9 protein-coding genes and 1 pseudogene are annotated in these 13,438 nt (G+C 58.1%); 4 read left to right on the top strand and 6 right to left on the bottom strand.

Annotated features, from left to right (window positions below):
* A pseudogene (locus IB279_RS31855) lies at positions 1–135 on the top strand (IS3 family transposase); the annotation flags it as partial.
* A gap of 75 nt (positions 136–210) precedes the next feature.
* Here IB279_RS31855 and IB279_RS31850 read toward each other — a convergent pair.
* Both IB279_RS31850 and IB279_RS31845 read right to left on the bottom strand, forming a co-directional pair.
* A complete protein-coding gene (locus tag IB279_RS31850) occupies positions 211–2,112 on the bottom strand; it encodes a DUF262 domain-containing protein (RefSeq protein WP_192340522.1) in 1,902 nt (633 codons plus the stop codon).
* A gap of 98 nt (positions 2,113–2,210) precedes the next feature.
* Positions 2,211–5,081 carry a DEAD/DEAH box helicase gene (locus IB279_RS31845; RefSeq protein ID WP_192340520.1) on the bottom strand — a complete coding sequence of 957 codons (2,871 nt, stop codon included), beginning with the start codon at positions 5,079–5,081 and terminating at the stop codon, positions 2,211–2,213.
* A 445-nt stretch (positions 5,082–5,526) separates the two neighbouring features.
* On the opposite strand from IB279_RS31845, the gene IB279_RS31840 reads away from it, so the two are divergent.
* The 3 genes from IB279_RS31840 to IB279_RS31830 all read left to right on the top strand — a co-directional run bounded on the left by IB279_RS31840 (position 5,527) and on the right by IB279_RS31830 (position 7,761).
* Positions 5,527–6,207, top strand: coding sequence for a hypothetical protein (locus IB279_RS31840; protein ID WP_192340518.1), 681 nt, complete (start codon positions 5,527–5,529; stop codon positions 6,205–6,207).
* Positions 6,208–6,669: 462 nt separating this feature from the next.
* Complete coding sequence (locus IB279_RS31835; protein ID WP_192340516.1) at positions 6,670–7,026, top strand: hypothetical protein; 357 nt, start codon at positions 6,670–6,672, stop codon at positions 7,024–7,026.
* 90 nt (positions 7,027–7,116) lie between these two features.
* Positions 7,117–7,761, top strand: a complete 645-nt coding sequence (locus IB279_RS31830; protein ID WP_192340514.1) for a DNA polymerase — start codon at positions 7,117–7,119, stop codon at positions 7,759–7,761.
* Between the two features lie 1,208 nt (positions 7,762–8,969).
* Here the strand turns inward: IB279_RS31830 and IB279_RS31825 are convergent.
* From IB279_RS31825 to IB279_RS31810, 4 genes are all read right to left on the bottom strand, one after another.
* On the bottom strand, positions 8,970–9,467 hold the full coding sequence (locus tag IB279_RS31825) for a hypothetical protein (protein WP_034802641.1): 498 nt from the start codon (positions 9,465–9,467) through the stop codon (positions 8,970–8,972).
* Between the two features lie 92 nt (positions 9,468–9,559).
* A complete protein-coding gene (locus IB279_RS31820) occupies positions 9,560–10,666 on the bottom strand; it encodes a DUF937 domain-containing protein (RefSeq protein WP_192340512.1) in 1,107 nt (368 codons plus the stop codon).
* 430 nt (positions 10,667–11,096) lie between these two features.
* On the bottom strand, positions 11,097–12,773 hold the full coding sequence (locus IB279_RS31815; protein WP_192340510.1) for a flotillin family protein: 1,677 nt from the start codon (positions 12,771–12,773) through the stop codon (positions 11,097–11,099).
* A gap of 33 nt (positions 12,774–12,806) precedes the next feature.
* Complete coding sequence (locus tag IB279_RS31810; RefSeq protein WP_060586478.1) at positions 12,807–13,436, bottom strand: OB-fold-containig protein; 630 nt, start codon at positions 13,434–13,436, stop codon at positions 12,807–12,809.
* Between the last annotated feature and the right edge of the window lie 2 nt (positions 13,437–13,438).

Raw genomic sequence — 13,438 nt, 5'->3', positions numbered from 1 at the left:
GCCGAGTTCGCTCAGACAATCAACCCGCGACGTGATGCGGTGCTGCGCAGCCGGAATGGCTCCGCACCGCAACCCGCCGCTACCGCCCCCAATACAGCAGCCCAAAACCGCTGGAGCAAACTCAAAAATGGATAAAACTTGGGGGCAAGGTCATGGTTTTTGCTACCTAATGGCGGAAATGCGCTCGCAGGTGTTAAGTAGCGCTGTCAACTATTCGTCGTCGGGCAGCCCACTCCATCGCTGAAGTGCTAGCTCGGCGAGGTACTCTCCTCGCTCGTGAATATCGGTTTCGTCCCATTTTTCCCTTTTCGAGAACCACTTGTTCATGAACAGTGTTGTGTGCTGCTCATACTTGCTGCGTTTTTCTGTAAAGCTGCTGTTCCCTGAGGAGATATTCAACGCTCCACTCATGAGGGTTAAGTTGCCCAAAGAATGTAAAAGCGAGTTGCGGGCAATGGCCCGGGGATCTCCCGAGTAGCGCTGTACAAACGGCCCTTCCGGGAAGGGCCAGTGTTCGTTCCAAGACACAGGTAGAACGTGTTCCGTCCACAGACCTTCAGGACGTTCGATCTTTTCGCTGAACTTCGAACGACTGGCGAGTTCGAGTTCCCAGAGAATATCCTTAGTGCGCTCACCCGGGGCGAGGACATACACAGGTTTCGACTTTATCGCCTGACGAAATTCTTTGTTTGAGGGAAAGCGCGAGCTCTCGCCCGAACGAGTTGAAAAGAATGTTACCAGAGTTCCAAACGAAGGCCCGTTCTCATGAAAGTGTTGAGCAATCGCGTTGAACAGCTTGTTCAGGTTTTTACCGGTAAGCCCACTCACTGCTCGGCGGACTAGATACGAGTAGAGCAAGGTGGCAACGCGGTGTTGTTCATCTTGCGTCAACTCTGACGCAGCGATTTGCAGAGCAATTGGGTAGACTGTTGTCACCTGCCATGCAGCGAGTTTTCTACCGAACCAATGCATTGTTGCATTTTCAACTTCTTCCCCTTCTAGGGTTCGATAAATCGGTGCGTATTTTTGAAGTAAATTTAGTTCATCTTTAACGTTAGGGAAGCGTGGTTTACCTTTTGGGACGGCGAAGTTGCGATATTCGGCATACAGTTCTCTCATCGCGATACTCGCGCCCGTTTCCGCAGCTAGCACATGCGCGAGGAAATGATCGATGCGGGGGCGTTTGGGCCTCGCGAACGGAGCATCGTTTTTCCACCACGGTGCATCGAATGTTGCCCATAAATCGTTGTAGAGCTGGTCGGTTGCCAGAGACTGCCTCTCCGCTCGCTGAAAAATGTTGTTGCGGACCAAGTCCATCGCCAGGAGCGGCTCACCTTTCGAGTTGAGCGTCTCGAATATCACCTGTGCATCGTCACCCTCGTCAAGAGTGATAACAACCAGCTTCATTTGTTCGAGGGCGGCGCGTAGCAAGGCCTCTATTCTGCCTTCCATGATTTCATGCGCTGCGTCGTCGTCGATATGATCTCCGTCCTCACCGTCTTCGGTGTCGGGTTCCCAATCACTCGGGCCATTCGCCACGAAGTCGAGCGCCCACTGTCGTAACAGGTAGTACGCCCGAAGCGCAGGGAACGGGGTGTTCTTGGGAACTTTCTCTCCGTAAAAGTATTTCGCGAGCCCCAACCGGATGTCGCTATATTCTCCCTCTATAATACGATGGAAGATCTCGCGATCAGATGGGGTGGGAGTGAGCTTAAATTTAGTAAGAGGGTCGGTATCCTTTGAGCGCGGTTGATTGTACAGATAACCCTCTATGTGTTGTACAAGGTGCTCCGCTTCGTGGTGCCGGGCAACTTCTCGAAGCGCAGCGAGAAACAATTGAAAAGTGGTCAGTCGCTGCTGGCCGTCCACTACCTGTACACGTGGAGTTATGCCGATTTGAGTAGCTTCGGTCAGGGGAGCCAAAATTAGCGCGCCCATGTAGTGTTGGAACTTGTTGGAGCCTTCCAATACCTCGACTGCTTTGGCTTCCACGTCCTCCCAGAATGGCACCAACCGGCTATCGCCCCATTGATATTTTCTCTGATAGAGAGGGACCAGGAAGCGTCGTCCTTCTTTTAGGATTGTCTCAATGGAGTAATCATCTGCTTGCATTTTCGTCCCCTGGTGGGTGTCTGTCCGGAAACTCGGCGCCAAAATAAATGGAAATCAAGGTATGCAGCGCTGTCGCGTTGCGGGATACATGAGCACACTCAATGTGTGGGGAGATCTTCCGCGAGAGCAATGCCGGGGGTTGTAATCCAATTTTGCAGGGCTCCGCGTGTCAGCCGTCCCTCAGCGAGCCTTAGTAGGGCCTCGACTAGGTCGCTAATCTCCAGAACGCAGAGCCTCCCACATCCCTCAATAGTAGCGGGTACGCTTGGTTCGACGCCTGGGCTGCAAACCGTGATGCAGAAATGATCTCTGTACCCGGCCAACTCGGATGCGGATAGGACCTCCATAGCCAGGTTCAAACTTACAAGATCGTTGTCGCTGCGCTTTGATTTTAGTTCAACGATTAATGGCTCATAGTCTTCCACTTTTATTCGATAATCGGGGAAGGCTTGCCTATTAGGTGCATCTAGCTTCTCCCACTGAATCGTCAGGCTGGACAGTGCCCTTTCGAATGCGCCTTCTAGATCGTCGCCGCGGAGTTGGTATAATGCGTGCACCATTTCCGCCAGATCATGGGGAGCGGCGCGGCGTAAGTGAATAGACTTGCAATGTTCGCGGTTAGATCGCTTCCACTCAATTGCCGCATTTCGTGCGAGGTTTGCAGCGGAGTTCGAGCCCAGAGCAATCCTTCTTTTTTCGTCATTAACAGCGCCTCCATCCATTAGATCTATGGGGCGTACGACCCGTTGTGTGCGAAGTGCGATAATCTGTTTCCTCGTCAGCCGGCGACGACGACCTTGAATGTCTAGCTCAGTCATCCATAAAACGTCAGTAGGCAGGCCTACGCTAATACGAGTGGCCTGACGGCGTATGCCGCGGGCAAGCTGCCTGACATGCGAATTTCTAACGCTGTCACCTCTCAACTGCTGCGGCCTGCTTTCTTCCGCCAGCGTAGGGGATGTCACATACTGAATAACTTCTGCCACGCCAGAGAGCACCCATGCTACATCTCGTGCGGTTGCCTGGACTGTGCCCAGGCGAACTCCTTGAACAGTGCGATCTATTTCCTCGCGCGGACGCCCGGACGCCCATTGAGCAAGGAGCAAGGCGCCGTTCGCAGCGCCTGCATCCGCATTCCACGGGCCGTCAAAGAGCTCCGCGTTTAATCTTGTGCCATAATGATTGGGGACAGTCTTCCCGTCCCGACCAATGCGCCAATTAATGAAACGAGATGGCTTTCCCTTATACTGGTCGAACTCTGGGCACCGCAGGGCTGCGTGACAAAGAATAAATAGCAAATCATCTTCGCTGCCGGACGGGTTATCTCCGCCGAGTTTCGCCGTAAGACTTTCTGCCGATCTTGATAAGCCGTCGAGAAAATACAGAGCAGTGTCAGGTTTCAGGCCTGATCTTGCGACTGCTATACCAAAGGTCGTGATCACCACCTCATTGCGAGTTTCTAGCAAGCATCCATTTTGTATGAGGCGGTCAATGTTCTGATAGAGGTCGTCCTTCCAATGCGCGATGCCCGCGCGATTGCGATCTATCTCTCGGGAGGCCGTGAGCGTTGAGCCAATCAGCGTGAATGCGTCTTCTCGTGACCGGCACAATCTACCTGCGAACAGTTGAAGCGTCAGTGTCTCGAAGTCGCTGGGATTTATCCCACCGCCCAAATCGCCCTCGGCGTTGAGGCTCATCAGTTTACGAGCTTCGACCGCTTTCTGGCTGCTTTCCGCGGTGAGGATCACGAGACCTTCAGCGGCGTCCTGTCCCATGCGGCCTACTCGACCTGCCATGTTTTTGAACTCCGCTGCTTCAAGAGGGACGCGAATGCGTCTCCCGAAATCCCACCGCTCCCACGCCGCGAAGACTGCTGAACCAAGTGGAAAATTCACTCCGGCAGCAAGTGTCGTGGTCGCAAAGACCACAGAGATTTCGCCGCTCTCGATACGATCCTCGACAAACCTCCGCTCTTCTTCCGTCAACTCAGCATTGTGATATGCGGTGCGTTTGGCGACTAATGCGACTAGGTCGTTGTCGATGTCATCTGCCGCAGCGGTTTCAAGCCATTGTGCGCCTATTTGTGTCAACGCCCATGCCCGCGCCAGATCGTAGGTCTGGTCTACGGTCATACAAAAGACGATTATCGGACCACGGCCTGGTTCAGCGGCAAGGGACGCAATTATCTCATTAAGGCTCAGAGAGTTCCGCTTCCTTTCGGTAAGCTCATTACCTTCGTGGCGGGGACCAAAGGATACGTGGTGCACCTGATCCACGAGCCGGCATTCCAATCGAATTGACTTTTCTCGTTGCGGGTTCCGGACCAGCTTCAAGTCAAGCCAACTTGCTAGACTATTCGCGTCTTTCTCGCTGAGAACCGCAGAGAGCGCGACAAACTGATACCAGCCCGCTTGTCGCAGCAACGTGAGAAGAAGCTCTGTCGATTGGCCTCTGTGTTTGTCGCCGACTAGCTGAAGCTCATCGCATACGAAACAAATGTCGCGGAGGTCAGTTGGTGGGCCTCCGACAGACAGGCAGCCTAGAAACTTCTCGTAGGTTGCGACAAGTATCCTACTGTCTAGTGGCGAATTTGATCTCCGGCCAGCACAATCTTCTACGCCGTCACCCGTTGCACATACGATCGCTGACCTATCGCCATTGACATATGATTTGAGAAAGATGCTTTCCACCTCCTCAAATTTTTGTTTAGCAAGCGCACGATGTGAAACAAGATAAACGGCGCGCTTACCAGCTTCGAGCGCGGAAGCTATCGCCCACCAACCTATCAGTGTTTTACCAGTAGAAGTAGGGGCGCTAACAAGTATACTCGCGCCTTTGTAGACGCCGGAGGCTAGCGCTTCATACTGTATATCGGTAATTGATGGGCTGTTATCTGCCCGAGGCAAGAGCTTTGCTGTAGTTTGGGTTTGGGCCGAGAGGCCGTGATCTGGGGGGAGCTCGTACTTCATTGGGAAGGTCTCTGCGGTGTGGCTAAGTTATCTGCGATCGTTAGCGAAGGCGATTTCTGCGAGATACTGTCCTGCAACTATTTAAAGAAGTTTTATGGGGGTACTGTTTCTAGTGGAGATCTTGTTCATCGTCCGAGCTTCTATACTCAGAGGCTGTGCGGCAGCTCTCTTGCCTTTGACAAATCACTGGATCCGCGCGAATAAGGACGCAGAGCGGTACGTGCCGCTTTGGGGCGTCGAAACCCCTCATGACTAGGCTGGTGTCGCCGAGATGGCACCACTCTTCGACCTATAGGGTCGGGGAGCCTGCGGCGGATGCAACAGGTTCTCCGGGACTAAAGGCCGTGGGGCCGTGTCATGCGGTTTCGAACTCCCCGATCACCAGAGGGTTGAAGGGGCATTTTCGCGGGGACGTACCGCGACACTTGCCCCATAGGGGGGCGGCATGTTCTTCACAAAACACGCAGATCTCAAGCGGACCATCGAGCGTCATTATCGCTCGCTCAGCCGCACGTTCTTGGCCATTTGCGCAACGATCGGACTGACGGCGTGCGAACCGGTTAATGGCCAGCCTACCGGTGATACCGCATCTATTTCCGATGCTTCAGTGCCGGACTTCGGCAAGTGGAGCATCTACCGCCAGATCGATCCCATGACCGACAAGAAAATCGTTTCGATACAACTCGCCGCCGAGAGCGACGGAAATCGAATGGGCGTACTGCTAAGCATCTATTGCAGCAAAGATAACGGGTGGGCCACTGTGAGATGGAATGAGTTTCTCGGCGGCAAGGACTACGGCGGTCTTGAAGTAAAAGAAGTGACTTACAGGCTCGGAGACACGCAGCCGGTGTCAGATGAGTGGGCCGTGCTGGATGACCGCTCAACTTCCCGGATCACGGATGCCCCAAAATTCATTATGAAGGTACGCGATACGGAAAAGCTCGTACTTCGCGTGGAGCCGTATCAGGAGTTGCCGAAGACTGCTGTGTTCAACACAAAGGGGCTAAAAGCAGCCCTGACGGCGAACTTGCCTGAATGTGACTGGTACATGCGCGACATTCAATGGGCTGAGTATCAGGCCAAACTCAAGGCCGAAGCCGACAGGAAAGCGGCACCTTCGCAATGAGTGAGACACTTTTCACTTACCTTGCCACGCGCTTTTCGCCATGTGCGAAAAACATCGCTATCGAGGCTTTGGGCTTCATTCTGCAACTCTCTGCCGTCGCCCGAGCGGCCTTTAAGGCGGTTGCTGGGGCTGGAGGGCTGGCTCTGCCCTCGGGCCTCTCCTTTGCCGCGCGTGCGGTCGCAGAGGATGACGGCAGGCCCGACATCGAGGGGTATGTCAGCGCCGCATCCTTGTGCGGTTCAGGATCTAACCGGGAGCGGAGAAGCAGGACACCGTCGCAGCGCTCGTCGGACAAGTCGAGGCTGTGATGGGGCCCTTTGCGTCCATTTCCGCGCCAGCGGTCAACGTCGAGGCGATGGAGGGGGCTGGGAAGTGAAGGGGCTGCGGAAATGGGAGTGGGGGACGTTGCCCGTCTATAATGGTTTCTCTCACGATGAGAGGGTGCGCGGCTGGCAACTAATCATGTGGCGCATCGATAATGGTTGGGCGGCGCGTGGTGCAACATGTTGCATTTCCGGCGACACAAAGATGCCGAGGCTCCACTCGGAAAACTACTATTCGTGGTCGCCCTATCCCATCAATCATTCGATCCACATCGCACTGCACCAGCGCTTCAGCAAGCCGGATCAATGGCGGCGTATCGTGGACCGATACGCAGTGACAGGTGAAGAATGGTTCGCCCGGCTGTCGGTGGTGCCGATTGACCTCGCCGCGCATTTACGGGCTGAACATGGCTCGGAGGTAGCGGACATTTTCAGTCGGTTCCAAATCGTCACGGGCAACGCCCTCTCGTTTGGTGGCGCTTGCCCCAGTAAGTGAAAACAAGGCGCTATTGCAATTGCGTTGCATTTGCAACGCGTTGCACTGAGTGCTTTCTTGCCGGAATGCGGGGGCTTTGCATGGTGGAGATTGGCCCAAGCAAGAACCGGAGGATGGACGTGCCGCCAGATCGTCAAAGAGGACGGCGATGCGACGACACTGACACCAAGGACCTTTGCCAAAGAAGACAAGAAGGTGCCATCGGTCTCGACCAAAGACCACATGCCCTACTTCGTCACCCGCAAGGACACGGCAGGCACGTTCGTCACCCGTCTGATCGAGTACCAAAAGACCTCGAAGATGGACACGACCTACTGTGGCAACGAGGAGGAAGGCACGGGCTTCTGGCAGTACCTATCATCCAGTGGCCGCATCTTCCCATCCTTCGCTTTGCACAAGACGAACACGGGCCGCACCGCGTCGTCTGACCCGAACGGCCAGAACTACCCGAAGCGTGGTCAGTGGTCCAAGCCGTTCCTGAAGGTGTTCAAGCCCAATCCCGGCTTCCGCTTTGTCGCAGCCGACCTTTCGCAGATCGAACTCCGCATCGCCGCATGGGAGAGTGGCGACCGCACCATGCTCGACATCTATCGGAACGACGGCGACATCCACATGATGACCGCCGCCGCTACCATGCGCCTGTCCGTCGAGGAGTTCCTACAGCAGGAAGCCTCGATCAAGAAGTTCAAGCGCTTCTGCGCCAAGGCGTCCGACAAAGGATCGGGGTCAAGTTGATAGCCAGCTAATAATGTGAGAGGTTTCTCTCGCTTAAGGAGTATGGCTTGTGTTTAAATCAGGTGACGCGCATCCGCGCTCTATCCCATTGACCGACGTGGCAAGTAGAATCCGCAGCCTGAAACTGCGTGGCCTGACGCCCGTGGCAGATACACTTCGTCGTGATGGTCGCTATCGTAAGATCGACATGCTCTGCTGCGCATGCGGTACATCTCGAACTTACCATGTTGACAATCTGCTGTCGGGGAAAACGAAAGGGTGTCGTTGTCAGCAGCGGGCAGGCAAGTACAGAGACCCTAGAAGCATTACCCTCGGTGGGCGATATGATGCGATAGTTCAGCGCTGTGAACGCCCCACGCATGTTTCGTACGCGAATTACGGTGGGCGAGGCATCAGGTGCTTTCTCGGAAGTCGAGAGAAGTTTATCCGCTGGGCGCTGAAAAAGTATCAAGGAACAGATTTTGTGGGATACGACTTCGACCGTATCGATACGAATGGCCACTATGAGTACAGCAACCTACAACTTGTAACTCGATCCATTAATTTGAGGAACCGACGCGGCTCGAAGAACCCACCAGCCCCGGAGGAAGCGTCTGATTTGCTACTAACAATCCGGAAAAGAAGTCGCCCAACCATCACTTAACGGTTTAGTTCTCCGGAGGTTTGCGGTAGCCTTGCGCTACACGATAGTGCTACACAATTGCGCAGTGAGACCTGAAAAAGACCAACATTTCCGGGCCTTTATTGAATATGGCGGACCCTCCCACCCTCTCCGCCATAATCTATCTCACCACCATATGATATGCGAAGCAGCCCGACTTCAGGGCGGTTCACGGAAGCTTCCGGGGTTCGTTGTTTAAACGCGCGTCTCTATCAACTCGACTTCGGCGTCCAGGAAACAAAATCGCCAGCAGGCTCGATATCTGTTTTAGGATGGGGGCGGGGACGTCCTTGTTATGTCGGAGGCGGGGCGATCGATCGTTCTCCTTGCCAGCGGTCATCCGGCGCTTCCGATAGCCCGCCCTGATATTGCGATCGCGGGTCGTGCGCCGCGTCAAAGGGTGACCCATCTGACAACGATGTCGCGGCGTTGTCGCCAGCGATTGCGGTTTGCCGAACTATAGCCATCGACGCCCTTGCGAACCGGGCAAGGGCGTCGGCGGCCGGGCTGACGGCACGTTCGTGCTTCCGCGGCGAAACGCAGCTGCCTAGGCGACTTTCAGCGCCGCGGAAATTTCCGACAAGGTGGCCTTCTCAGCATCGCTGACAGCGACGCCGCCGAAGCCCAGGAAGCCGCCTTCCTTGGCGGCTTCCGCCACCTTCTGGCTGATCTGGTATAGCCATGTGCTGAAGGCTGCGACATCACCCTGCGCCTTGGTCTCGACGAGTGTCCGGGCCTGATTCAGCGTTTCAATGCACCTGGCCTTCATGTCCTCCGGCTTGGCACCCTTGAGTTTCGTCTGCAGCCCATCGCGAGCGGCGGTCCGGCCCTCCGAGGTTTCGAAGTCGGCGACCAGCGCCTTGACGAGCGGGCTTGCTGCGGCATCGGCTTTTGCCTGCAGAAGTGCGCTGCTGTTGGCGATGCCTTCCTTCATCATCCCCCAGAGGCCGCTCGGCTCCGCGGCCGTCACGGCAATGCCGGCCATCATCACGCTCTCCAGGAGCAGCGTCCATTCTTCCGGGGTGAATGTCGATTTGTCGGCCATGGCCGTCTTCCTTCCTATCCGGTTTCGTCGATGACAATCGCCAACGGTCCGTGCGGAATGCAGGGCCGGCAGCTCATGCTTGGGCTGGTTCTTCAGGTCGCCAGTGAGGCGAGCTTGGTCTTCAATGCATCGATTGCGGGTTTCACGATGTCGGAAGCGCCGGGTATCGCCAGCACCTTGTCGAAAAGCCCGTTGAGCGTTGGCATCATCGGCCCGACGAGCGCGGAAAGGGCTGCCTTCTGTTCGGCAGACAGTTGCCCGGTGGCGCCCGTGACTTTGTCGAGCCCGGCTGAAATCTCCTCCAGTTTCGGCAGGGCGGCCGTGGCCGAGGCGGCGTCCGTGACACCGGTCAGCGTTGTCTGCAGGCTCGCCATGCTGTCCTGGACCTGCCGGCCGATGTCGACCCCGGCGACCGTCAAGCTTTGCCCCGCCGTGCCAGCCTGTGGCGCGACCTCTCCGCTCGGTCTGCCGAACAGATAGAAGAGCACGGCTGCAAGCGCGAGTACGGCAATCACCCAGTAGAGCCAGTTGCGCGACCCGGACGGCGTCGCCGCCTCGGCTGCGCGCTGACCGGCTCCACCGACGGACGAAGCCGCTGTCGCGGCGCTGCGGGCGACCTGGCTCGCCGAGGCCGCGGCAGACTGTGCCGAAGCGCCGAGCCCGCCGAGCAAGCCTGTTCCGCCAAGCAGTTCTCTTGCGCCGGAGGGCAGGGCGGCCGCGATGTTGTCCTTCTGGCTCGCGAGCAGTCCGGCAATGCTATTGGCGCTGAGATCGCCGCCGCTCTGCCGGGCAAGGCCACCCAGCACGAGGGGAGCAAGCGTCGCCAGCAACGAACCGCTCGCCCGCGGGTCCATGCCGGAGATCCCACCGATGGCGTTCGCAAGCGCACTGCCGTCCTTCTGCCCGAAGATTGACGAAATGATCTGTGACCCGTTCTGGCTAAGCGTCGCCTGATCGCCTCCCTGAAGCATCCCGATGAGACTGTCGAGCGATCCGCCCTGTTGACTGGCGGTATCGGCGATCTTCTGCGCCCCGCCCGGTTGCGCCGCGACACCCGTCAGTCCCGCCAGCACCGCGGGAATGGCGGCGCTGACGGCGCCCTGCACCTTGCTGCTGTCGAGCCCGAGCGCCGAAGCGATGCGTGCGATCATGTCAGGGGTAAGCATCTGCGCGATATACGAAACAAGATTGCTGGCCATTGGCTTTTCCTCCACGTTGATGTCGTCGGACATCGACGGCGCTCATGGAGCGGTCGTCCGACGGCGCGGCAATTGGCTGCAAGCAATTCGCGTTTATCTGATTGTCGGCCGCGAGGCGGGTTCCTCTGGAACCTTCGGCCCAAAAATATTAGCACTTGTGGATGTAAATGGCCAGTTCTCGGCAACTTGCGGAAACGGCAGAACGCGGTGCATTGAACACGCGCGCTAGTGCGCCAGCATGTTGAGCGGCCCGTGACCCGGCAGCCGAGGCAGGAGGGAAGAAGGCGGACCGTCGGCCGCAGGGCCGGTTTAAGGGTCGCGACGACAGCGCCGCAGGATGCTTGCGGTCACGCGCGGGCCGGCCTGACCTGATGCCCGCACCCATAGTCTGATCCCCGGCCGCGAGGCCAGGGATCCCGTCGGTTTCGCGTTACTTCTTCGGCGATTTCTCCGCCGGCGGCGGTGCCGCCTGCAGGTTGCCGAGAAGCGACGAGATCGCGTTTTCACCGTTGAAGCCGGCTTCCTTCAGCAGTTGGTCGACGATCGGCTTGTTGGCCTGGTAGGACAGGAGCTGGCCCGCCAACCCGTCGCCAAGGCCGATGCCGTTTGCAGCACCGTCGCCGCCGCCGTTGCGGCCGAGCATGCCGCCGGTGTCGAAGATGCGGATGTCGGAGATCTTCTCGATCGGCTTGACCGCTTCTGCCAGCGCTTCGGGAATGATGCGGATGCGTTCGCGCAGGATCTCGAATTCAATGATGGCGGAGCTCAGCTTGTTGCGGGCTTCGTTGAGCAGCGCCTCGCTCTCGGCTGCGGCCTTGCCGGTTTCGAGCACGCCCTTCGCCTTGATGATCGCGGCGTCGGCCTCGGCGGTGGCCAGCGTCTTGATCGCATCGGCCTGGTCGAGGGCCGCCTGCTTTTCGGCTTCGGCGCCGACGGTCACGGCGGTCGCTTCGGTTTCGGCGTTCTTGCGGGCGTCGATGACGGCGATCTGGCGTTCGCGTTCGGCGATTTCCACGGCCTTTGCGGTTTCCACCTTTTCTTCCGCGGCAATGGCGAGCGCACGGGCGGTTTCAGCCTGGGCCTTCGCCTCGGACTCTTCCCGGCTCTTGTTGGCAACCGCGATGGCGCTTTCCTGCGAAACGATCTGCAGGTCGCGGCGGGCTTCCGTGTCGCGCTGCTGCACGGCGCGGGTGGCGTCGATGTTGGCGCTTTCACGCGCCTGCTTGGCAAGCGCCTCGCGTTCGGCGATCGCCTGCTCGGCGGCGATGCGAGCTTCTTCCTCGGCGCGCTTGGCCGCCTGTTCCTGCTGCGCGGTTTCGGCGCGGGTGGCGGCCGACTTGTTGGCGATGTCGCGTTCCTGGTTCAGTTCCGCCTCGCGCTTGGTGCGCTCGATCGTCAGCGATTGCTGGCGGGCTTCCAGATCCTTCTGGGCGATCGCGACTTCGGTATCGCGCACGATCTCGTTGCGCTCCTTCTTGCGGCCCTCGGTAATGCGGGTCAGCGCCGCAAGACCATGCGCGTCGAAGAAGTTGTTGGCGTTGAAGTGCTTGATATCCGTCTGGTCGAGACGGATCAGCGAAACGGATTCGAGTTCGAGACCGTTCGACTGCAGGTCGGCGCCGACCGCTTCCTGCACCGCCTTGACGAAATCCATGCGCTGTTCCTGCAGCGCGTCGAGGCTCATGGTCGCGGCGACCGAGCGCAGACCGTCGACGAACTTGGCCTCGATCAGCACGCGCAACTGTTCGGCATCGTTGGTGCGGTCACCGAGCGTCTGTGCCGCAAGCGCGATCGAGGAAGCGTCGGGCTTCACGCGCACATAGAATTCCGCGCCGATATCGACGCGCATGCGGTCCTTGGTGATCAGTGCGTCTCCTTCGCCACGACGGACTTCAAGGCGCAGCGTCTTCAGGTTGACGCGGGCGATCGAGTGGAAGATCGGCAGCACGATGGAGCCGCCGTCGAGGACCACCTTCTGGCCGCCAAGGCCCGTGCGCACATAGGCTTCGTCGCGGCTCGAGCGGGTATAGAGCGATGCAAGAACAAAGCCGATGCCTAGGATCAGGACGATGCCGATGCCGGCCGGCACCAAGAGTTCATAAAACATGGTTGCTCCGTGAGACTTTAAGACGTGGGAATTTTAAGGATTGGGCGGCGTCAGCAGGTCTGCCGGCGCCGATATCGCAATGAAAATGTTGGAAACGCGGTCGACGACGAGCACCTGCGCGCCGATGGCGATCGGTTGCTCGTTGCGGGCGGCGCGCGCGCGCAGCACATGCCAGTTGCCGTGGCGATCCTTGAGGCGGATGCGTCCCGGCAGGCCCTGGTCCAGTGGGCCGACGGTGACTTCGCCGCTGCGGCCGACGAAATCGCCGAGATCGACGGCATAGCTTTCGTCACGCGGCACGATCTTTGCCACCCATCGGCTCGACATCCGAACTGCGGGCAGCGAGACGGCGAGTGCCGGTAGCGCCGCGACAAGGGCAGGCAGCGGCGCCCACAGGGCCCCGGCCACCGCCTGGATGACAAAACCGATCATCGCGAAGAGGCCGAGGAAAAGCATCAGCAGCACGAGCAGCGGTACGCCGCCGACATTGAACCAGGACATCAGCCCGCCCAATGCGTTGTGGTCGTCCAGCCAGGCCTTGTCGATCGCCTCGCCCAGCGAGAAGCCGAGCAGCAGGCAGAGGAGCTCGATGCCGGTGAAGGCGGCCAACATCACCGCCGCAACCGCGAAGGGTAGGGATTCCGGGGCGAGGAAGAACAGCATCG

Origin of the sequence: Ensifer sp. ENS06, from assembly GCF_014852205.1 — a bacterium.
GTDB lineage: Bacteria > Pseudomonadota > Alphaproteobacteria > Rhizobiales > Rhizobiaceae > Ensifer > Ensifer adhaerens.
The sequence above is the reverse complement of the archived record's forward strand: the minus strand, read 5'-3'. Positions and strand labels throughout refer to the sequence as shown.